Origin of the sequence: Ochrobactrum sp. MYb379, assembly GCF_037479515.1 — a bacterium.
In the GTDB taxonomy this organism is placed as follows: Bacteria; Pseudomonadota; Alphaproteobacteria; order Rhizobiales; family Rhizobiaceae; genus Brucella.
The window spans coordinates 225246-246151 of the sequence record NZ_JBBGYW010000003.1; the positions used below are offsets into that span (position 1 = coordinate 225246).

The following is a 20906-nucleotide window of genomic DNA, read 5'->3' on the forward strand; positions in this document are numbered from 1 at the left end:
GTTAAACAATTCTCATAGACATGAGAAAAAATACAAATAAATATAATATTACGAGCTAAAATAATGTTCTGAAAATTGACAAAGCGAATAAATCCGCGGTTATAATAATCATAGGAACATACGAGGAATTCGTGCTCAAATTTCAAAACACAGTTCTTGAGTTAATCGCTAGGGGAAAACCTCTCAGGCAAACACTGGAAGAAATGTGCTTTGGCATCGAGGAACTCATAGAGGACTCTCGCGTTATGGTCTGCTCCGTGGACAACGCCGGGATGATACATATGTTGGCAGCACCAAGTCTGCCCACCAGTTATACATATGCTTTGAATGGTGTTGTAGTTGGCCCGGAGATTGGCTCTTGTGGCAGTGCTATCTACAATAACGTTTCAGTGACTGTCCACGACATTGAAAAAGATCCGAAATGGGCTGCTTACAGGCACCTTGTTTTACCAATAGGCCTTCTGGCCTGTAGCTCTTTACCTGTCATCAATGACGCCGATGAAGTCATTGGTGCAATCGCTATCTATTTTCTCAGAAAGCATACTCCTACCACGGAAGAGAGCGATATACTCAAGGCCGGCGCCCAACTCTGCAAGCTCGCGATGATGCGCGAAATGCGCATTCTCAACTATGAACGCAGAGCAACTGTAGATGTATTAACAGGACTGGCAAACCGTTCAGCATTTGACGATGCTCTATCGCAATTGCGCTGCGAACTGCCCGGAAGTTGGGCTCTCTTTGTCATTGACGTCGACAATCTCAAAATAACCAACGACACTTTTGGCCATGATGTCGGCGACTTCTTGATCAGTACAATTGCCGCGCGGGTTTCAGCTACGTTAGCGCCTGATATAACCTTTAGAACAGGTGGCGACGAATTCACCGTTATCATCCAAAATCATAAGGCGCTTTATGACCTTGATCATACTGCAGACCTGATTTTCCAAGCGCTCTCTTCACCAATTGATTATGATGGTCAGACTATTTTGCCTCGCGCAACCATCGGGGGAGCTGTACTTTCTGCACTTGATACCCACCCGCAAATAGTGCGTCGCAATGCAGACTTTGCTCTCTATCACGCCAAAGACAACGCCCGTGGCAGTTTTGTGCTTTATCAAGCCAACCTGGGAACACGCATTTTACACCGTCGCAACTCAATTAAAGAAGTACGCGAAGCACTCGAGGAAAAACGTATCACAGCGCATTATCAGCCCATTATTCGGCTTGATACTGGCGAGGTTGTTGGCTTTGAAGCATTAAGTCGAATGACAACTCCATCGGGTGATATTCTTTCCGCCGCAATGTTTCAGGAGTCGTTCTCTGATGTCCACATTGCATCAGAAATCACCCAATATATGCTTTCAATTGTTGCTCAGGATATACGACATTGGCTTGATCTGGGTTTGCCAGTTCAACATGTCGGAGTTAACGTAACAGCAGCGGATTTCTACGTAGGTGACCTTGCTGCTTTTGTTTCAAAAAAATTCTCAGATTACAACGTACCACTTAATCATCTCATTATAGAGGTGACAGAAAACGCATATATCGGGCAACGTGATGATGTAGTAGCATCAGGCATTCGAAACCTGCGATTACTGGGTGTACGGGTCGCACTCGATGATTTTGGTACAGGATTCGCGGCGCTCGCTCATCTTCTTACCGTTCCCGTCGATATCATCAAAATAGACAGATCATTTGTATGCCGCCTCGCGCCCGGCGATCCGAGTGTCGCCATTGTCAAAGGAATTGTGCAGATCGCACGAGACTTAAATATCAGACTTGTTGCAGAGGGAGTAGAGACTCTTGAACTGTCTGAAACACTTCAAAAAATGGGTTGCCAACTTGGGCAAGGCTATGCATTTTCAAAAGCTGTAGAGTGCGAAAAAGCCACCGAAATTCTACGCGAATTTGGTCAATATAACGACCGATCCAGCTTACGCTCTGCAAAGTCTTTCTACGCAAAAAAAAAATCCATTTACAATACGCTGTGATCCAATGTCTCAAACTATTCGTATCACGAGATATGAATACAAGCATTTCCTTAAGCCCGCAGACATGGCAAAAGAAAATGGGGCGCGATTTGCGGCTTCTGTCTTCACCATATCAGCGCGTACGGGATACGAACCGAATGATTGAACGGACTGCTTCTGAAAATCAGCCCTCATTAGAGGAATTGATGCTGGCGGTCAGTTCTCGACGCGATGTGGACGCATTCGAGGTGATTTTCAAACATTTCGCTCCTCGGGTGAAGGCCTATATGGCCAAACTGTCTGCCGATACGCAAACAGCGGAAGAATTAATGCAAGAAACCATGATTGCGGTCTGGAACAAGGCAGACCACTATGATTTTTCAAAAGGCGCCTTGTCGACATGGATATTCACCATCGCACGCAACCAGCGCATTGATGCTGTGCGTCGCACCCGCCGCCCTGAATATGACGCAACCGACCCGGCCTTTGTTCCAGACGAAGAACAGCCAGCCGATATGAAGATCGTCCAACGACAATCGGCCAACCAGTTGCGTGCGGCCATGGATAATTTACCGAAAGAGCAATGCACCCTGCTTGAACTCGCCTATTTCGAAGAAAGCACACATAGCGCTATAGCCAAGAAGCTTAATCTCCCGCTTGGCACGGTAAAATCCCGCCTTCGTCTGGCATTCAGCAAATTGCGTGCCGCACTCGATAATTCGGGAGCGCACTAATGGATATCAAACATCATCTCAGCGACGAACTACTCACGAGCTATGCTGCGGGTTCACTTGCAGAAGGTTGGAGCATTGCTGTCGCTACCCATCTTGCACTTTGCCCCGCTTGCCGTTCAAGACTTAAGCAGTTTGAACAGATCGGCGGGCAGCTTCTTGAAGCAGTTGAGCCAGCAAAATTCGAAGCAAGCTCATGGGAAAGCTTAAAAGGCAAATTACAACAGGTGCCGCAGCCCAAAGAACATTCCGTGCCGCGATCGGAAGTGAAAACGCCTGTCGTAATACCGGAGCCGCTGCGATCCTATGTCGGTGGCGACTTGCCAAACTTGAAATGGAAATCGCTGGGTCGGGGTGCTTATCAAGTGCCTATCAAAACACGCGATAAAGAAACACAGGTTCGCCTGTTACGAATTCCAGCCGGCAAGCCAGTACCCGAACATGGCCACGGTGGCCGTGAGTTGACGCTGGTGCTTAGTGGAAGTTTTGACGATGGCACCGGGATTTTCGCGCGTGGCGACATTGAAGAGGCGGATGCCGATCTCGTGCACCAGCCTATTGCTTCGCCCGATGGCGATTGCATCTGCCTTGCTGTGACTGACGCACCGTTAAAATTTCAGAGCTGGCTTATGCGGCTCGTACAGCCATTGGTTGGCATATAAAGAAAAGGCGGCAGATATGCCGCCTTTTTTGTTAGTTCAACACGACAATTGCCGCGTTCAAAGCTGTCGCAAGCGAAAGCCACACGAGATACGGCACAAAGAGCAGCGCTGAAATACGGTCTGGTCGCCAGGCGCGAACGATAAACAACAGCACGCAAAGCCAAACGCCGATAATCACGCAGAGCCCTAATACAGTCATATGTGCGCCAAAGAAAATCGGCGACCAGATGAAGTTCAGGGCCATTTGTCCAAACCATGGTCCACGCCGCTGCCACCCACTATCACTGATCCAGGTGCGCCAACCCGCAATCGAAATGAAGATATAAAGTATCGTCCAGATTGGCCCAAATGCTGCGTTCGGCGGAGTAAACCAAGGCTTCTGAAGCGATGCGTACCATTCCCCGGGTGGGAAACCGATACCAATAGCCATTCCAATGACAACGATAACAAAAGCGAAGACAGCCAAAAGACCTAATCTATGCATATGTTTACTCCAAACTAGCCACTTATCCGCGACGCAACCCAATAGCCAACATAGGCTGATGCGGCCGAGAGAACAGTGCCCCAGATCATATCTGCTATTGTCAGCGTCCATGACCAATTCTTCAAAGTGGCCTGATTGGTCAGATCATAAGTCGCATAGGCGATAAATCCAAGAAGCGCGCCATTTAGCAGTGTGACCATACCACTACCTGCTAGCAGCCCCGGCCTCACCGCAAAGAAAACAAGCCCAAAGACAAAGATCAAATAGAAGACGATAGCGGGTGCGAGGCGAAAACCCGACAACATCATATCACCCATAACAGGCCGGTAAATCACGTTGGCCATATTGGACAACCAAACCGCATCAATCGCGAGAAACGCAACAGCGGTAGCAGCGTAAGCTATGAGATAGTCTTTCATTGAAAGCCAACTTTCTTATTTGATGCGAGTCCAGCCAACACTCCGACACAGGAGACCAGCCAAAACACAGCCGTTGGAAGTCATAGTGTCACCATTGACCTTTACGCTGATCTTGTATGTGAGCTTGCGTTGGGGGTCGAAAGCAGTTCCTGAATATTGCCCGCTTCCGGCTTGCTTAATGCTCATGACAAGCACATCACCCGTTTTTTCCTTCGGTGTTCCGGGCTTAATCCAGGTATTGGTCGCGCAGATGTCGTTGCCGCATCCCGCAATCTTAACCCGGGCCTTTCCATCTCCACGAGCCCAGTTTCCGCCGATCTCTTCAGAGTGCGCCGAAAACGGAACCAAAACTATTATTCCAATAATTGCTACCAGCCATTTCATCGACGCCTCCCTGGTCAGTCGATCCAATTTCTAAGCGTGTTCAATCGTGTAAAGCCCGACATTGATCGCACCCTCTTCAAACCCACCTTCGCAATAGCAAAGGTAATATTCCCAAAGCCGTCTGAACTTATCGTCAAAACCAAGATTTTCGATTTCGGACCAATTCTCAATAAACCTCTGGCGCCACTCCGCGAGCGTAAGGGCGTAAGAATGGCCGAAATGTTCGATCTCTTTCACTACAAGTCCCGACTTCAGCAGATCACGTTCAAGGACTTTATCTGATGGCAGAAAGCCGCCCGGAAAGATAAATTTTTGAATGAAATCTGCTTTACGACGGTAATTTTCATAGCGCGTATCTTCGATTGAGATGATCTGTAAAACAGCGCGTCCACCCGGCTTGAGACAACGCTTCATCGTTGCGAAATATTCCGGCCAATAGGCTTCACCAACCGCCTCAAACATTTCAATCGAGACAATGCGATCAAACTGGCCTTCTACATCACGATAATCCTGCAGGCGCAGATCAACAGCACTCTCCTGTCCAGCTTCTGCGATCGTTTGATTGGCCCATGCAAGCTGCGACGGTGACAAGGTGATGCCAGTCACATGCGTTCCATCGTGTTTTGCCAGAAAGCTTGCCAGTGCGCCCCAACCACAACCGATCTCGAGAACTTTTTCACCGCCGTCAAGCGCGAGTTTGTCTGCTATGCACTGCAACTTATACTCCTGCGCACTCTCTAAGCTTCGCGTTGTCTCGTTCCATATTGCGGACGAATAGAGCATCGAAGGATCTAGCCAGCGTCGATAGAAATCATTGCCAAGATCGTAGTGAGCCTCAATATTTCTCCGGCTACCGCGACGCGTATTCGCATTAAACAGATGGCCGATACGGTTAAGCATCCGCATCCAGCCGGAACCGCGCAATGTCGTAAGCAAGGTATCGCGATTAAGTGCCGCAAATCTAATAACGGAAGTGAGGTCCGGCGATGTCCATTCGCCTTCGATGTATGCTTGAGCAAAACCAATATCGCCACCCGTCACCAGACGACGCAGGCAACGCCAGCTCTTGATGATTATTTTTGCATCCGGCCCAGCCAAGCTGCCTTGGGCAGATACCATTTTGCCCGACGGTAAAACGAGTATCAGTCGCCCATAACGCACCTGATTGAGCAACCTGCGTAAAAGACGGCCAGAGGGACTCCAACCAGAATAGCTGCTTGAGATTGGTGTTGGGAGCGGCGAGGTGTCATTAATATGGCTCATGCAGCCTCACTCCTTGGCCGAGAGGACTCTTGGCGGATATGCGTTATCGGGTCTTGCGGTGGCTGTGGTCGTTTACGCAAACGGATACCCTTCAACCAGATTTTAAGTGCCTCCCAGTGAATGCCACCAACCACGCGTAGAGTAAGAAATGGAATTGCAAAGAAAGCACGCAGCAAAGCTGCATCAGTTAGCTCAACCCGGCGCGCCAGATGGCGGGCGGTCATAAGCAATCCTTCATCGTCAAAACTGTTGATACGGATGGAGAGCTTGTCTGTGGGTGGAGAAACTTCAAACTCGTATCGCAGCTTCATATCCATGAAGGGCGAAACGTAAAAAGCCTTGTCGCAGCTTTGCACGATACGTCCACTTAAGCTGTCCTCTACCGGGATCATATAGCCGTGGCGCTGGCGGAAGGTATTATCAACCTCCCAGAGTATTGCCACGAGTTCATCCCCGCGATTATAGCAAAAGAAAACACTCAGCGGATTGAAAGCCCAGCCCAAAATACGCGGCATGGTCAGCAGTCGGATCGCACCGCCATCAGCCTTGATGCCTGCGGCTTCCATCGCACGCTCAACCTGCTCGCGCAGCGGCATATCCGATGCGTCTCCTCTGTCTTTTCTGTAGAACGAAAACAGATTGAAACGATCCAGAGAAAACATCTTTAACTGGCGGTCAAGCGCTTCCAGCTCGTCGAGATCGAGCAGGAGCGAGTAGATTTTATAAGCAAGCTTGTGCACCTTGGGCCGCAAACGCGCATGGGTCACATGTCCGGGAAAAAGCGCAGAATGGAAGTTTCCGGTCATGCCAGTGCCCTTTCTCGGACAGACAAAGGCTGGCGAAAAATACGTGCGCTTTCCTGCTCCACCTGCCATGGGCGACGCAGACCGCCGAGATCTTCTGCCACGGCAAGCCCCGCCTGGAGCCCATCCTCGTGAAAGCCCGAACCGAAATGCGCACCGCAAAACCATGTTCTGCGCCGCCCCTGCAACGACCAGATTTCTTTTTGTGCACGATCCGTTGCCATGTCAAAAACCGGATGCTGATAAATCTCACGACGGATCACAAGTTCCTCACGCGGTGCCCGACACGGATTGAGAGTAACAAAAGTTTCGGGTGCGTTTCCCAGCGGTTGCAAACGGTTCATCCAGTAAGTGATAGATGGATGCGCCGGACCAGTGGCCGAATTTGTTAGGTAATTCCAACTCGACCATGCTGCACGGCGTCTGGGCATCAACGATACATCGCTATGCAACACCGCTTCATTGCGTGAATATTGAAACGCGCCGAGAATACGACTTTCTTCAGCGCTCGGATCAGCCAACATCTGCAAAGCCTGATCGGCATGAGTGGCAATCACAACATCGTCGAAAACATGGGACCTGCCGCTTCCATCGATCAGCTCGACGGAGTTTTCAGAGCGTCGAACGGATTGGATCGGTGTCGAAAGCCTGATCTGGTCTGCATAAGCCTTGGTGATACGCTTCACATATTCCCGGCTACCGCCGGATACAGTACGCCAGATTGGCCTGTCACGAAGAGCCAGAAGACCGTGATTGCAGCAAAAGCGGACGAAGCTTGCAGCCGGATATCGACCAACTTCCATTGCAGGTGTAGACCAGATCGCCGCAGCCATTGGGTAAAGATGATCTTCACGAAAGGCCCGTCCATAACCATTGCGTGTCAGATAATCATCAAGCGAAATGCTACCCATAGCGCTCAAATCTTTTGGAGCATTGCGATAAAAACGCAATAGATCGCGTATCATCGACCAGAAACGCGGGCTGACCAGATTGGACCGCTGTGCAAACAGGCCAAAACCGGTTCCGCCTGAATATTCATAAGCACCATTTCCAACTGAGACTGCAAACGACATGTTCGACCCGGCAGTTGGAACGTCAAGTGTGTGAAACAATGCAGTTAGATTGGGATAAGTCACTTCATTATAGACGATGAAGCCGGTATCGACCGCAACGGGACCATGGATGCTTTCATACTCGACAGTATTGCTATGGCCACCGATGCGATCTGAAGCTTCAAACACTTTCACGTCATGCCGTTGCGAAAGCAGCCATGCAGCGGAAAGCCCTGAAATACCGCTGCCGATAATCGCGATTTTGAGGCGTTTTGAGCTGCCCGGATGGCTCGTGATATCCATAGTCCCTCTCTTCACCACATGCTTAGCCACGTGTGTCGGCCGCATCTGTGCTGCATTTTCATCATTTTACGTTTTGAGAAGGGAATTGGTTCAATCGGCTACCAAATTTTTTTTGAGCCACTTACGAAACCAAACGGCAGGACCGAACGTATTGCATCATATAAATACTGTTTCGAATAAAGGTCAGCCATGCAAACTGGTCTGCTCATAATTGTTGCTATCAGCCTGTCTGTCATCATGACACTTGCCTGGGGGATAGAACGAAAGACCGGCAAAAGTGGCTGGATTGATGCAATTTGGTCTTTCACAGTCGGCATCGGCTCAATCATAGCTGTATTACTTGCAGATGCGACATTGCAAAGACGTTTGGCGATCCTGCTTATCGTTCTCATATGGTCAATACGCCTTGGCTTGCACATCGCCCAACGAAGCCTAAGCCATGGCGAAGACCCACGCTATGCAAAGCTCATAAAAGAATGGGGTGAAAACGCTGCCCTACGCCTATTTTGGTTTTTGCAGATACAGGCACTCGCGGCCTTCATTCTGGTGCTGGCGGTCTATCTTGCAGCCGTAAGCCGACCCAGCTTTCCATACTTCTGGGATATGGTTGCTGTTGCAGTCATCGCTATTGCACTGCTTGGAGAAGCTATGTCTGATGCTCAACTCGCGCGGTTTCGGAAAACACCCGACGCCAAAACCGAAGTTTGCGAAACCGGCCTTTGGGCCTATTCCCGACATCCAAACTATTTCTTTGAATGGCTGTTCTGGTGTGCATGGCCACTGATGGCAATCACCGCATCACCATGGAGTTGGTTGTCGCTGCTCGCGCCTATACAAATGTACTGGTTGTTGGTTCATGTCTCCGGCATACCACCGCTTGAAGAACACATGCTAAAATCTCGCGGGGAAAAATTCCGATCTTTTCAAGCAAGGGTAAATGCATTCTTCCCCGGACCTCGAAAATGCCCTTAAAGATCAGAAGCCTCAACATGAATATATCGTCATCTATGATCGATAGTAGAAACCACACTCCTCTGAACAATGTGCTGACTCTTGCAGGTGCAAATAACCATTGCGAGGGAATAATAAGCCAACTGGATTACACATTGGATCAGCTCACAGCGTTGGATTGGCTAAAGAATTTTGACAATTCGATTGATCAGACCAAGTCAGTTCTGCAACATATCTATGTGCAAGATGCCAACCTTCGACCGAGAAATATGGTGGTGTCTGTCGCACCGGACAACCAACGTCTAAAGTCCGTGAAATAAGGATTATTCAATGACTGCGAACGCGCTAGTCTGGTTACGCAATGATCTGCGTCTTGCCGACAATCCTGCTCTTCAAGCTGCCGTTAAGCTGGGTGGTAAGATCACAGCGCTTTATGTGCACGAGACCAACCCGCAATTGCGAACGCCCGGCGGGGCGGTGCTTTGGTGGCTGGAACAGAGCCTCAACTCGCTCGAGAAAAGCCTTAATGAGCGCAATGTCGAATTGCTTGTAGCTCACGGTGACGCGTTAGAAATAATCGAGAAACTGATTGAGGAAAATGATTTCGATACAGTTTTCTGGAACCGGCGTTATGCTCCGCAGGAGCGCGATGTCGATGCAATTGTCAAATCCACACTGAAAGACAAAGGGCTCAATGTGGAATCTTTTGCAGGTAATCTTCTCGCTGAACCATGGGAGATTAAAACAGGTGGCGGCGGCCCTTATCAGGTCTTCACACCCTATGCCAAAACGCTGCGCCAGCAGGGCGTTAACCGCCCCCTATCCGCATCCGACTGGAAAGCTGAACCATCCAACATCAAACAGAAGCCAGATCGGGAGCATTATAAGCAGCCTTTCTGGTCAAAAAAGATGAACGGTATCTGGGAGATCGGCGAGGCGGCGGCCATTGATCAGTTATATCATTTCTTCGATGAAACTATTCGCAACTATGCGGGTGATCGCGATCGCCCGGATGTCGAAGGTACGTCAAAGATTTCACCTCATCTTCGCTTTGGTGAAATCAGTCCTCGGCAGGCATGGTATGCGACGCTCTCCTTGATGGATGAGCATCCTGAAACCCAAACTGGCGGCGAGAAATTTCTATCCGAACTGATATGGCGCGATTTTCACTATCATCAGCTGTATTATCGGCCTGATATTGCCGAAAACGATATGCGCAACACGCTTGCAGATGTCCAGTGGCAGAGCAAGCCTGACGCCTTTGACGCCTGGAAAATGGGCAATACCGGCGTTCCCATGATTGATGCCGGGATGCGGCAGCTTTGGGCAACAGGGTGGATGCACAACCGTGTGCGAATGCTTGTTGCGTCCGTTCTGAGCAAAAACATGCAAATCGACTGGCGAGAAGGCGAGAAATGGTTCTGGGACACGCTCGTCGATGCCGATATCGCCAGCAACCCGGGGAGCTGGCAATGGGTGGCAGGTTGCGGCATGGATGCTGCCCCGTATTTCCGTGTTTTCAATCCCGTCTTGCAAGGCGACAAGTTCGATACTGGCGGCAGATATGTGCGCGAATGGGTGCCTGAAATCGCAGCTCTGCCGGACAAATGGATTCACAAGCCATATGCGGCCCCGGCAGACGTGCTGCAAAAAGCAGGCATCGTTCTGGGCAAGACCTACCCACTTCCAGTCTTCAAAGCCCCCAAAGCGGGTAAATAATCAGGTGATTAAAAACGGGCGCTCATCTGAGCGCCTCAAGTTCCGCGATGCGCGCTGCACTGTCTTTTTCAAGAATGCGTGTCATTTCCCGAATGATTGTTTCCGCCAACACGAAAAGCGCAGCCGACGAATCCCATGCCGAAGGCACGGCAATGCGCCCAGCAAGTACATGGCGCGATACGCGCGAAATCGGCGAAAGCCATTGATCGGTCACGAGGATTATTTCGACACCCCGGCCTCGTGCCTTTTCTGCTAGTTTCAGCAGACTTTCCTGATAACGACGAATATCAAAGACCACAAGCACATCGCGTTTGCCCATATCGAGCAAACGATCCCGCCACACACTTTCCTGCCCGCCGAGATGAAACACATTGGGCCGAATAATGGTCATGTGTGCCGCCATATATTGCGCGATTGGGTCGGTGAAGCGTCCGCCGATCAAATAAACATTGCCCTTAGAATTACAAAGCGCTGCAACCGCCTGTTTAAGCTGCTTTTCACCTAAATGCCGAAAGCTCTCCCGGATATTCTCAAGTGTATGTTCAACAGCCGGATAGGCGTTATCCTGCACCTTATCAGACCGCTCATTGCGATTGTGCGGAGATTGCAGCTGCGCGGCCAGTTCATCCTGCAAACGGGCCTGAAAATCAGAGTAATTCTGGAAACCGAGACGATTGACGAAGCGAAGAATTGTCGGCGAACTAACCCCCGCGAGCACGGAAAATTCGGCAACCGTTTTGAGACCCAGCATAGGATAATTGGCGATTAATGTTTGTGCAGCACTGCGCTCGCCAGCGGGCATCGCATCAATGCGTTCATTAATCAGTTCAGCGACTGTCGCACTCGTCTGCACGCTGTCTCCATTCAAAAATGCCCTTTTTAGATTTGGGCGAAATTGTATTTGACAAATTATCATATGCCGTATCAAATATTCCACAATAGCGCAAAATATGAAAAACGTAACATAAGTTACAGCGCGGGGAGCATTAAGAATGACGGACGAGCGAGAACATCGCACGGTTTCGTGCGTGCCTGTTATTGTCGTAAATGCAAACGGCAACAGCCCTTGGCTGTTTATCTGCGAACATGCTTCAAACTTCATCCCCGAGCGCTTCAACAGCCTGGGTTTAAACCCTGAAGCATTGAAAGCACATATTGCATGGGACCCCGGCGCAGTTGAAGTTGCGCGTCACCTAAGTAGCAAACTTGATGCTCCGTTAATCGAAGCGACGTATTCGCGTCTATTGATTGATTGCAACCGCCCGCTGGATGCACGCGATCTCATTCCAGAAATCAGCGAAACAACGGTTATCGAAGGCAATCACGATCTTGGCGCTATAGAACGCACTGCACGGATAGACCTTTCACATCGGCCGTTTCATACACAGATCGAAGATGTTGTTGCGGAACGCGCCAAGCGCGGATTGCCATCGTGGATTGTCACGATCCATTCGTTCACACCTATCTATCGCAGCGTTTCACGGCCATGGCAGATCGGCATCATTCACGATGAAGACGACCGGATTGCAAAGCTATTGATTGCGGTATTAGCCGAAAACAAGAGCCTGAATATCGGCATCAACGAGCCTTATTCACCGGCTGACCGGGTCTATTATACGCTGGAACGTCATGCGCGCCCGCGCAACGCTCCCTGCGTGATGATTGAACTCCGCAACGATGAAATTGCCACCACAGAAACGCAGAAACAATGGGCGGCACGGCTCGCCACTATCCTGAGCCAGATCGAAAGCCAGAAGGAGCAAACCAACACATGGCCAAACAGCTGACTTTCGACACCCTGAAAAGCGCCGTTGCAAATGACGAGATTGATACCGTGCTTGCATGTTTTGTTGATATGCAGGGGCGTCTGATTGGTAAGCGTTTCTATGCCGAATTTTTCGTGGAATCTGCCCATGATGAAACCCATGGCTGCAATTATCTGCTGGCTGATGACATCGATATGGAGCCGGTTCCCGGCTATGAAGCCGCAAGCTGGGACAAGGGCTATGGTGATTTTGTCATCAAGCCCGATCTCTCAACGCTTCGTCTGGCACCATGGTTGGAAAAGACAGCAATTGTTCTCTGCGATGTGCTCGAACATAAAGATCATCAAGACCTTGCACATTCACCCCGTGCCATCCTCAAGAAGCAGCTCGCTCGCCTGCATGAGCGCGGCTATCGTGCCTATTTCGCGTCAGAGCTCGAATTTTATCTCTTTGATGAGACATATAAAACCGCACGCGCTAAGCGCTGGCAGGAGATGGAAACCGCCTCTCCCTATGTGCAGGATTATGTTATCCATCTGACAACCAAGGAAGAACAGGTTCTGCGCGCCATGCGCAATCATCTGGGTGCTGCAGGCATTCCTGTAGAAAACTCCAAGGGCGAATGGGGTCCAGGCCAACAAGAGCTTAATGTTCGCTATGCGGAAGCGTTGGAAATGGCCGACCGCCATGTCATCATGAAAAACGCCATGAAGGAAATTGCCGAGGCGCATGGCAAGTGCATTACCTTCATGGCCAAATATGACTATAATCGTGCTGGAAGCTCCAGCCATATCCATAACTCCATCTGGAGTGCGGATGGAAAAGAACCGCTTTTCTTTGACCCCAAAGCACCTAACACCATGACGCCACTCATGCGCTCGTGGGTGGCAGGACAGCTAAAATACGCGACCGATTACACCTATTTTCTGGCACCCTATATAAACTCCTATAAGCGCTTTCAGGCGGGTACATTCGCGCCGACCAAGATCATGTGGAGTCAAGATAATCGCACGGCGGGCTTCCGCCTTTGCGGCGAAGGTACAAAAGGTATTCGCATTGAATGTCGCATCGGTGGCGCTGATCTCAACCCCTATCTGGCTTTTGCGGCACTGATCGCAGCGGGGCTTAAAGGCATAGATGAAAAGCTGGAGCTGGAAGAGCCATTTGTGGGCGACGCCTATAGCGCCGTTAAACTCAAAGAAATTCCATACACTTTGCGCGAGGCAGCAGAAGCGCTCAAAAGCTCAGACTTTCTCAAGGAAGCGCTCGGTGAAAATGTGGTCAATCACTATCTCCACACCGCCCATTGGGAGCAGATTGAATATGATCGCCGCGTCACCGATTGGGAACTGCATCGCGGTTTTGAACGCTATTAAACTTATTTAGAGGAATTGTCCGATGAGCGGCACGGCCAAAATTATCTCCCCAATTGATGGCTCGATTTATGCAGAGCGCGCTTATGCAAACGACGCTGCAATCAATGCAGCGGTAACGACAGCACGTCACGCACAACCGCAATGGGCGGCAACGAGCATTGCCGAGCGCGCACGATATTGCAGTGCAGCCCTTGATGCGCTCGCAGCAATGCAGGACGAAATCATTCCTGAAATCGCGTGGCAGATGGGTCGGCCAACACGCTATGGCGGCGAAAATGGTGGAGTGCAGGAACGCGGCCAATATATGATTGAAATAGCCGAAGAAGCACTGAAATCTTATGTTCCGGCGCAAAAAGATGGCTTTCGACGCTATGTAAAGCACGTTCCGCTTGGCGTGGTGATGGTGATCGCGCCGTGGAATTATCCCTATCTTACCGCCGTCAATACTATCATCCCGGCACTAATGGCAGGCAATACAGTTCTTTTGAAACATGCAACACAAACACTGCTGACAGGCGAGCGTTTTGCGCAAGCCTTTGAGAAAGCGGGGATTCCCAAAGGTGTGTTCCAGAATATCGTTCTTGATCATGCATCAACGGAAAAACTGCTGGCATCGGGCATGATCGACCATGTCAATTTCACAGGCTCTGTCGGTGGTGGGCGAGCGATTGAAAAAGCCGCTGCGGGCACCTTCATGTCGCTTGGGTTAGAGCTTGGCGGCAAAGACCCAGCCTATGTGCTACCGGACGTTAATCTCGATCACGCCGTAGCCAATCTTGTCGATGGAGCTTTCTTCAATTCCGGTCAGTGCTGCTGCGGTATCGAGCGCATCTATGTGCACGAGGCTGTCTATGACCGCTTTGTCGATGGCTTCATCAACCTCACCAAACAATATGTCGTCGGCAATCCGCTTGACGACGCGACCACGCTTGGACCGATGGCACAGGCACGTTTTGCCGATCTGATCCGCGAGCAGAAGGCCGAAGCCTTGCGCAAGGGTGCCAAAGCGCATGTCAACATGAACGTCGAACATGACATCGCCGGTTCGCCTTACATTGCGCCGGAAATTTTCACCCATGTCGATCATCAGATGAGCGTCATGCACGAGGAAAGCTTCGGTCCTATTGTTGGCATCATGAAGGTGCGCAATGATGACGAAGCGCTGGCACTGATAAATGATAGCATTTACGGCCTTACCGCCTCCCTCTGGACGACTGATTCGGACCATGCAGCAAGCCTTGGCGACCGCATCGAAACCGGCACTCTTTTCATGAACCGCTGCGATTATCTTGACCCCGCATTGGTATGGACCGGCGTAAAAGATACTGGCAAGGGGGCCGCCCTTTCCCCTATTGGCTACGGCAATCTCACGCGACCAAAGTCCTTTCACTTACGTGAAAAAATCTGATCTGTTTGAATATCTGGAAAGCAATCGACATGACCAATTTGACTGCAAAATGGAATTTTCCGACTACGGTGCTTTTCGGACCGGGCCGCATCAAAGAACTGCCCGTCGTACTCAAAGCAGCCGGCATTGAACGCCCTTTATTCGTCACCGATCCGGGCCTCGCAAAGCTTCCTGTTGTAGCCTCGACGCTCGCAATCCTGGATGAAGCGGGCGTCAAATATGCAGTCTTTTCCGATGTGAAGCCCAATCCGGTTGAGAGCAATCTTACCGCTGGCGTGCAGGTTTTCAACGACGGCAAACATGACGGCGTTATCGCCTTTGGTGGCGGTTCAGCGCTCGACCTTGGCAAGCTCATCGCCTTTCAGGCTGGTCAAACACGCCCGGTTTGGGACTTTGAAGACATTGGGGACTGGTGGACCCGAGCTGACAGCAGTGCGATTGCACCCATCATCGCCATACCCACCACTGCAGGTACAGGTTCAGAGGTTGGCCGTGCAGGCGTTCTGACCAATGAGGCAACGCACACCAAGAAAGTCATTTTTCACCCGAAAATGCTTCCAGTAACCGTCATTGCCGATCCTGAACTTTCGGTAGGCATGCCACCATTCATTACGGTTGGCACTGGAATGGACGCGCTGGCGCATTGTCTGGAAGCCTATTGCGCGCCCGGCTTTCACCCGATGGCCGACGGCATGGCGGTTGAAGGCATCCGTTTGGTGTTCGAAAATCTGCCAAAAGCCTATGCCGATGGTTCAGATATTGAAGCGCGTGCCAATCTGATGGCTGCGGCCTCTATGGGCGCGACAGCTTTCCAGAAAGGACTGGGTGCGATCCACTCGCTTTCGCACCCTATTGGTGCGCTTTACGATACGCATCATGGCATGACCAATGCCGTTTTCATGCCTTATGTGCTGCATCATAACCGCGCGGCAATCGAAAAGCGCATTGAACGGCTTGCCCGTTATCTTGGTATTGAAGGTGGATTTGACGGCTTTATCGATGCAATCATGAAGCTCCGCAGCGATCTTGGTGTGCCAGATAAATTGCAGGACTTCATCAAAGATCTTGATATGGATAGCGACCGCAAGACGCTGATTGCAGATATGGCAATTGTCGATCCAACTGCGGGAGGCAATCCTGTTGAGCTGACGAAACAGGGCGCAATTGATCTTCTCAACGCCTCCATCACCGGCAGAGTTTGAATGATAAAGGCCCCGCGCATTTTAATACGCGGGGCTTTTGTAAAATCTGCCTTATCGGCGCTTAAAAAACGGCGCTCTTTTTTCCTTGAATGCTGCGCGGCCTTCTTGTGCATCAGCGGTTGCAAAACAGATCGTTTGTAAATCCCGTTCATATTCAATGGCTTTTTCAAGCGGCATTGAAACCGCAGCTTTGAGATTGAGTTTGGCGGTTTCAGCCGCAATCGGTGCGCGTGAAGCAATCACATTCGCAATCTCACGTGCACGTTTGAGCAAATCTGCTTGCGGAACAACTTCGCTAACAAGCCCCCAGCGCTCAGCCTTTTCAGCGGAAATAGGATCACCGGTCATAATCATGAGTGCCGCATTGGATGCGCCGACTGAATGAGCGAGATGGACCGCCATTCCGCCACCGCCGATCCAGCCCAACTTGATCTCTGGCGCTGCAAATTGGGCGTTATCCGAGGCAATGCGAATATCACAAGACATAGCCGTCTCAAGTCCACCACCAAAAGCATAGCCATTGACCGCCGCAATCGAAGGCTTAAGCAGCGCACGAAACGCATCGCAGTAATCCGGACGGTTGCGGAACTGCCATGGCGTTTCATAAGTGTCGAGCTCGCGAATATCAGAACCCGCACAGAAGGCCCGCTCACCCGCACCCGTCAAAATAACGCAGCGGATGGTGTCGCTATCATTGCATTCAGTAACGGCCGCAACAATCGCATCCGCCATTTCTGGCGTCACAGCATTGAGCTTTTGCGGACGGTTAAGCGTGATGATAGCAACCGCGCCATCGACTTCAAATTGAACGTCTTCGGTCATGTAAAACTACCTTTCACTGCCGTGTACGCGTGAAGCTGCATAAAGCGACTGAAGTTCATTCAGAACATTGGAGGCCGCGCGCTTTTCATCGAAAGCAGCGCCTAACAATACCGAAGCCTTGCTCTGAAACGCAATGTAACCGTCATGACGAGGGCGCACATAGGCGTGCTCCAATGTATCCGCTGTGTTGCGATAAAAATCGCCCCAGCGCGCATTTACTTGGTCGTTATGCCAAGCATCGCGGCGCGATGGCTGTCCATCATGTTCTGGAATAAAGCCGGATTGTGCTTCACTGCTCATCAACCACAAAAGATGCGCTTTAAGTTCGGGCGTCACCTCACAACGACGAGAAATGCCAATGCCTGTGCCACCCAGTGTTGAACCGGGACGCCCGCCAACGACTGAGCGTGGCGCATTGTGAAATGCGATTGCGTGACCATTTTGCGGAGCCGCATAATTCACATAGCCATAGACCAGCGGGCAAAGCACTACATCGTCATGTTCGGCCATGTGGCCAAGAATGCCGATAGGGTTCTTCTGCCGAACCGATGCAGGGCTGCGAGCAGCAAGCTCCGCCATCAGATCATAGACCTGTCGTCTAACATTATCTGAAACGAGAATATCAGGGTCTGTTTCTGCTGGCGGCTCACCAAAAGCTGCCGCAATAGACAGAAATGACAGACAGGCATGTGGGCCGGCAATCGAAAGCGCAACCTTTCCGGTTTCGCGCGACAGGCGCAGTACATCATCCCATGTGGTCGGAACATCGGCTACGAGATCAGACCGCAAAGCCATAACCTGTGTTGCAGCATCCAGCGGCAGTGCCCAATGTTGCCCCGCAAAACGATAACTGGTTAGCGACGGACCAATGCTAGCTCTGCCAAGCTCCGCAACGGTTTCAGGGCCGAAAACTTCTTCAAGCGAAAGCAGGCAATCGCCCGCCAGTGCTTCGCCTACATGTGGGTGATCCAAGACAACAAGATCATAACGCGCACAAAGATCGGCAATCGGATGTGATTCAAAACCTTCAAGCGGTTGCTTATCCCAATTAATCAGCAGTCCTTCGCTTGCCATTTCCGGACGCTTCGCCGCTGCCGCCAACGCATTAAAACCACGCGGGTGATCCCATGTCAGTGCTTTAATCAGCTGCATGTCAGAGCTTCCCGGAAACAACAGCACCCGATTGCTCAAGCGCGTCAATCTTGTCCGTCGCGTAGCCAGCCTCTGCCAGAATATCACGCGTATCCTGCCCGGTGATCGGCGCACCGCGATCAACAGTGGATGGTGTCTTGGAGAACCGGATCGGGAAGCCCGGGGTTTTCACCTTGCCTTCGGTCGGATGCTCATATTCCACAAAGGTGCCATTGTGTTTGATCTGCTCGTCTTCAACGAGATCACCATAACCATAGACAGGCCCACACCAAATATCAGCTGCACGGAGCAACTCCAGCCATTGCGCAGATGTTTTCGTCTTCAGCTTATCGCGCGTTTTAGCGAAAATTTCATCGCGACGCGCCCAGGTATCGACTTCATCGCTCATGGTGAGGAAACTGTCTTCACCAATCACTTCACCAAGCGTTTTAAGCTTGGGAAATGCCACAATGATAAACCCATCCGATGTTGCGAATGCCCCATAGGGTGCGCGGATATAAACATGCGCATGCGGCTCTGCCGAACGCGTCTGTGGTTTACCGCCAACGGTGAAAACCGAAAGCTCCTGCATTTGGATCGTGGTGATTGCATCCAGCATATTGACCTGCACAAGCTGTCCCTCGCCCGTGCGTTCGCGATGCAGAAGTGCCGCCAATGCACCTTCAAAAGCCGTATAGGCCGTAATCGCATCGACGAGATATTGGCCTGCCGCCGTTGGCGCTTCACCCTCACGACCCGCCGACAGCATCGCTCCCGACATGCCCTGCAAAACGAGATCCTGTCCCGGACGATTAACGTAAGGACCATCTTCGCCATAGCCGGAAATTGAAACATAAATCAGCTTCGGATTGATCTTGGAAAGCGACTCGTAATCGACGCCCAAACGCTTGGCGACACCGGGACGATAGTTCTGCAGGAACACGTCGGCGGTCTTTACCAGATCGAGCAGAACTTGTTTTCCGTCATGCGATTTGAGATCAACCGCCAGCGAACGCTTATTGCGGTTGAGTGACAGGAACGAAACGTTGACCTGATTGCCCTCGGCACCACCAGCAGCCACATGGCGCTGCCATTCACCCGTTGTTGGCTCAACCTTAACCACATCCGCGCCCAGATCGCCCAGGCGCTGCGCCGCAAACGGTCCCGCCATGGCAATTGAACAATCCAGCACCCGATACCCCGTTAAAACGCCCATAGCACTATCCTCATGGCTGAAATTCGTTGTTCATGAAACTATCACTTAGTTTCAGCTTGTCTAGAGTGAGCGCTAACATTATTAAGCAAAAATTGCGATTGAAGATGAAGCTTTTTGTAAAAATGTGGATGCAATCGGGGACTTCTAACCGCTGGCTCTGATTTTCAGTTCAAAACCGACATCAATTCTTGTTTGGGAAGGCGTTTCGCCGCGCATGGCATCAAGAAGCAGCTCTCCCGCTTTGCGTCCAATTTCATCTGAAGGCACCGCGACCGTCGTCAATGGCGGCACCAGATGCTTTGAGAGTTCGAAATCGCCAAAGCCAGTAATTGCGAGTTTTTGCGGCACATTCATACCAGTGCGCTGTGTTTCGAGCAGCGCACCCGAAGCGAGAATATCGCTTGAGAACATGATCGCGTCAGTGTCTGGATATTGCGCGAGTACGAGCTTCAACAGATCAATGCCCGAAGCCATCACAAGCTGCATCTCAGTTTCAATTGTCATGCGTGGCTTCTTGCCGGGAAAACAAGCCGCCATTTTCGCTTCAAATGCATCCCGACGCTCGGCTGCACGGTTGTCGCCTTTGCGCACCACACCGGCAAAAACGATGTTACGTTTGCCGGATGCCAGCAAATGATCGACCATCTCAGCGATTGCATCAGCATTGGAGAAACCCACCACCCGATCAAGCGGATGATCGGGTAAATCCCAGCCCTCAACAATAGGAATCTCTGCACGTTTCAGCAGTGCAATGCTGCCCTTTGTATGACGCGTACCAATCAGAAAAATCCCATCCGGGCGGCGTCCGAGCAGGCTGCGGATAATCTCTTCCTCACGCTCCTGGCTGTAATCAGTATTACCGAGAAATATCTGATAACCGGCACGATTTAACACCTCAGAGAAATGCTGAATTGTGTCGGCAAAAACCGAGGCTGAAAGCGTTGGAATGATCGCAGCAACGGTATTGCTTTTGTGCGATGCAAGATGACTTGCCGCCAGATTATGAACGTAATGCGTCTTCTCAATTGCGGCCTGAATGATCTCGCGTTTTTCAGGCGTCACCGTATCCGGATAGCGTAATGCGCGTGAGACGGTCTGCATGGACACACCCGCAGCCGCGGCCACATCTGCCATCGTAACACCGGAGCCTTTGCGTCGGCTTTTTCTGGGAAGCGCTTTTCCGCCTGTCAAAGATCAAACAGCCCTTACAAAAGAGTGGTGGCGATATCGTCTTGCCTTTTCCT

General features: G+C 50.9%; 20 protein-coding genes. 9 read left to right on the top strand and 11 right to left on the bottom strand.

Going from position 1 to position 20906, the window contains the following annotated elements; all coding sequences use genetic code 11:
- Positions 1-131: 131 nt before the first annotated feature.
- The 3 genes from WH356_RS08310 (at position 132) to WH356_RS08320 (ending at position 3363) form a co-directional block, all read left to right on the top strand.
- Positions 132-1991 carry a sensor domain-containing phosphodiesterase gene (locus WH356_RS08310; protein ID WP_339509734.1) on the top strand — a complete coding sequence of 620 codons (1860 nt, stop codon included), beginning with the start codon at positions 132-134 and terminating at the stop codon, positions 1989-1991.
- Positions 1992-2128: 137 nt separating this feature from the next.
- The gene (locus tag WH356_RS08315) at positions 2129-2704 is read left to right on the top strand and encodes a sigma-70 family RNA polymerase sigma factor (protein ID WP_339509736.1); all 576 of its coding nucleotides are present in this window, start codon (positions 2129-2131) and stop codon (positions 2702-2704) included.
- Positions 2704-3363 (top strand): ChrR family anti-sigma-E factor, encoded by a 660-nt coding sequence (locus WH356_RS08320; RefSeq protein ID WP_339509738.1) that lies wholly within the window; start codon positions 2704-2706, stop codon positions 3361-3363. The genes WH356_RS08315 and WH356_RS08320 overlap by 1 nt, the downstream gene beginning before the upstream one ends.
- Positions 3364-3394: 31 nt before the next feature.
- Here WH356_RS08320 and WH356_RS08325 read toward each other — a convergent pair whose 3' ends face one another.
- The 6 genes from WH356_RS08325 to WH356_RS08350 are packed head-to-tail and all read right to left on the bottom strand — an operon-like array spanning position 3395 to position 8071.
- Positions 3395-3847, bottom strand: coding sequence for a TspO/MBR family protein (locus tag WH356_RS08325; protein ID WP_339509740.1), 453 nt, complete (start codon positions 3845-3847; stop codon positions 3395-3397).
- Positions 3848-3861: 14 nt separating this feature from the next.
- Positions 3862-4266: a DUF2177 family protein gene (locus WH356_RS08330; protein ID WP_339509742.1), complete on the bottom strand. Its 405-nt coding sequence runs from the start codon at positions 4264-4266 to the stop codon at positions 3862-3864.
- 15 nt (positions 4267-4281) lie between these two features.
- Positions 4282-4650, bottom strand: coding sequence for a DUF2147 domain-containing protein (locus tag WH356_RS08335; protein ID WP_339509744.1), 369 nt, complete (start codon positions 4648-4650; stop codon positions 4282-4284).
- 30 nt (positions 4651-4680) lie between these two features.
- Positions 4681-5913 carry a cyclopropane-fatty-acyl-phospholipid synthase family protein gene (locus WH356_RS08340; protein ID WP_339509746.1) on the bottom strand — a complete coding sequence of 411 codons (1233 nt, stop codon included), beginning with the start codon at positions 5911-5913 and terminating at the stop codon, positions 4681-4683.
- On the bottom strand, positions 5910-6719 hold the full coding sequence (locus WH356_RS08345) for a DUF1365 domain-containing protein (protein WP_339509748.1): 810 nt from the start codon (positions 6717-6719) through the stop codon (positions 5910-5912). Before WH356_RS08345 ends, WH356_RS08340 begins: the two co-directional genes overlap by 4 nt.
- Positions 6716-8071 carry an NAD(P)/FAD-dependent oxidoreductase gene (locus WH356_RS08350; RefSeq protein ID WP_339509750.1) on the bottom strand — a complete coding sequence of 452 codons (1356 nt, stop codon included), beginning with the start codon at positions 8069-8071 and terminating at the stop codon, positions 6716-6718. Before WH356_RS08350 ends, WH356_RS08345 begins: the two co-directional genes overlap by 4 nt.
- Positions 8072-8260: 189 nt before the next feature.
- Between WH356_RS08350 and WH356_RS08355 the strand changes: the two genes are divergently transcribed.
- Together WH356_RS08355 and WH356_RS08360 are read left to right on the top strand one after the other, a co-directional pair.
- Complete coding sequence (locus WH356_RS08355; RefSeq protein WP_339509752.1) at positions 8261-9043, top strand: DUF1295 domain-containing protein; 783 nt, start codon at positions 8261-8263, stop codon at positions 9041-9043.
- 309 nt (positions 9044-9352) lie between these two features.
- Positions 9353-10741, top strand: a complete 1389-nt coding sequence (locus WH356_RS08360) for a cryptochrome/photolyase family protein (RefSeq protein WP_339509754.1) — start codon at positions 9353-9355, stop codon at positions 10739-10741.
- A gap of 22 nt (positions 10742-10763) precedes the next feature.
- Here WH356_RS08360 and WH356_RS08365 read toward each other — a convergent pair whose 3' ends face one another.
- Positions 10764-11657 (bottom strand): MurR/RpiR family transcriptional regulator, encoded by an 894-nt coding sequence (locus WH356_RS08365; protein WP_339509756.1) that lies wholly within the window; start codon positions 11655-11657, stop codon positions 10764-10766.
- A gap of 76 nt (positions 11658-11733) precedes the next feature.
- Between WH356_RS08365 and WH356_RS08370 the strand changes: the two genes are divergently transcribed.
- From WH356_RS08370 to WH356_RS08385, 4 genes are read left to right on the top strand one after another with little or no spacing between them, the layout of a single operon-like run.
- Complete coding sequence (locus WH356_RS08370; RefSeq protein ID WP_339509758.1) at positions 11734-12528, top strand: N-formylglutamate amidohydrolase; 795 nt, start codon at positions 11734-11736, stop codon at positions 12526-12528.
- The gene (locus WH356_RS08375) at positions 12513-13883 is read left to right on the top strand and encodes a glutamine synthetase family protein (RefSeq protein ID WP_339509760.1); all 1371 of its coding nucleotides are present in this window, start codon (positions 12513-12515) and stop codon (positions 13881-13883) included. The genes WH356_RS08370 and WH356_RS08375 overlap by 16 nt, the downstream gene beginning before the upstream one ends.
- Positions 13884-13905: 22 nt before the next feature.
- Positions 13906-15291: an aldehyde dehydrogenase family protein gene (locus WH356_RS08380; RefSeq protein WP_339509762.1), complete on the top strand. Its 1386-nt coding sequence runs from the start codon at positions 13906-13908 to the stop codon at positions 15289-15291.
- 29 nt (positions 15292-15320) lie between these two features.
- Complete coding sequence (locus tag WH356_RS08385; protein ID WP_339509764.1) at positions 15321-16493, top strand: iron-containing alcohol dehydrogenase; 1173 nt, start codon at positions 15321-15323, stop codon at positions 16491-16493.
- 51 nt (positions 16494-16544) lie between these two features.
- On the opposite strand, the gene WH356_RS08390 is transcribed toward WH356_RS08385, so the two are convergent.
- The 4 genes from WH356_RS08390 to WH356_RS08405 form a co-directional block, all read right to left on the bottom strand.
- Entirely contained in the window at positions 16545-17315 is a 771-nt protein-coding gene (locus WH356_RS08390; RefSeq protein ID WP_339509766.1) for an enoyl-CoA hydratase/isomerase family protein, read from the bottom strand.
- A gap of 6 nt (positions 17316-17321) precedes the next feature.
- Complete coding sequence (locus WH356_RS08395) at positions 17322-18467, bottom strand: carbohydrate ABC transporter substrate-binding protein (RefSeq protein WP_339509768.1); 1146 nt, start codon at positions 18465-18467, stop codon at positions 17322-17324.
- 1 nt (position 18468) lies between these two features.
- A complete protein-coding gene (locus tag WH356_RS08400; RefSeq protein ID WP_339509770.1) occupies positions 18469-19662 on the bottom strand; it encodes a CaiB/BaiF CoA transferase family protein in 1194 nt (397 codons plus the stop codon).
- A 144-nt stretch (positions 19663-19806) separates the two neighbouring features.
- Complete coding sequence (locus WH356_RS08405) at positions 19807-20796, bottom strand: LacI family DNA-binding transcriptional regulator (protein WP_339509772.1); 990 nt, start codon at positions 20794-20796, stop codon at positions 19807-19809.
- Between the last annotated feature and the right edge of the window lie 110 nt (positions 20797-20906).

Coding starts and splice junctions, on each gene's coding strand:
- WH356_RS08315 (WP_339509736.1), top strand. CDS start 2,129: ATGATTGAACGGACTGCTTCTGAAAATCAGCCCTCATTAGAGGAATTG.
- WH356_RS08320 (WP_339509738.1), top strand. CDS start 2,704: ATGGATATCAAACATCATCTCAGCGACGAACTACTCACGAGCTATGCT.
- WH356_RS08325 (WP_339509740.1), bottom strand. CDS start 3,847: ATGCATAGATTAGGTCTTTTGGCTGTCTTCGCTTTTGTTATCGTTGTC.
- WH356_RS08330 (WP_339509742.1), bottom strand. CDS start 4,266: ATGAAAGACTATCTCATAGCTTACGCTGCTACCGCTGTTGCGTTTCTC.
- WH356_RS08335 (WP_339509744.1), bottom strand. CDS start 4,650: ATGAAATGGCTGGTAGCAATTATTGGAATAATAGTTTTGGTTCCGTTT.
- WH356_RS08340 (WP_339509746.1), bottom strand. CDS start 5,913: ATGAGCCATATTAATGACACCTCGCCGCTCCCAACACCAATCTCAAGC.
- WH356_RS08345 (WP_339509748.1), bottom strand. CDS start 6,719: ATGACCGGAAACTTCCATTCTGCGCTTTTTCCCGGACATGTGACCCAT.
- WH356_RS08350 (WP_339509750.1), bottom strand. CDS start 8,071: ATGGATATCACGAGCCATCCGGGCAGCTCAAAACGCCTCAAAATCGCG.
- WH356_RS08355 (WP_339509752.1), top strand. CDS start 8,261: ATGCAAACTGGTCTGCTCATAATTGTTGCTATCAGCCTGTCTGTCATC.
- WH356_RS08360 (WP_339509754.1), top strand. CDS start 9,353: ATGACTGCGAACGCGCTAGTCTGGTTACGCAATGATCTGCGTCTTGCC.
- WH356_RS08365 (WP_339509756.1), bottom strand. CDS start 11,657: ATGATAATTTGTCAAATACAATTTCGCCCAAATCTAAAAAGGGCATTT.
- WH356_RS08370 (WP_339509758.1), top strand. CDS start 11,734: ATGACGGACGAGCGAGAACATCGCACGGTTTCGTGCGTGCCTGTTATT.
- WH356_RS08375 (WP_339509760.1), top strand. CDS start 12,513: ATGGCCAAACAGCTGACTTTCGACACCCTGAAAAGCGCCGTTGCAAAT.
- WH356_RS08380 (WP_339509762.1), top strand. CDS start 13,906: ATGAGCGGCACGGCCAAAATTATCTCCCCAATTGATGGCTCGATTTAT.
- WH356_RS08385 (WP_339509764.1), top strand. CDS start 15,321: ATGACCAATTTGACTGCAAAATGGAATTTTCCGACTACGGTGCTTTTC.
- WH356_RS08390 (WP_339509766.1), bottom strand. CDS start 17,315: ATGACCGAAGACGTTCAATTTGAAGTCGATGGCGCGGTTGCTATCATC.
- WH356_RS08395 (WP_339509768.1), bottom strand. CDS start 18,467: ATGCAGCTGATTAAAGCACTGACATGGGATCACCCGCGTGGTTTTAAT.
- WH356_RS08400 (WP_339509770.1), bottom strand. CDS start 19,662: ATGGGCGTTTTAACGGGGTATCGGGTGCTGGATTGTTCAATTGCCATG.
- WH356_RS08405 (WP_339509772.1), bottom strand. CDS start 20,796: ATGGCAGATGTGGCCGCGGCTGCGGGTGTGTCCATGCAGACCGTCTCA.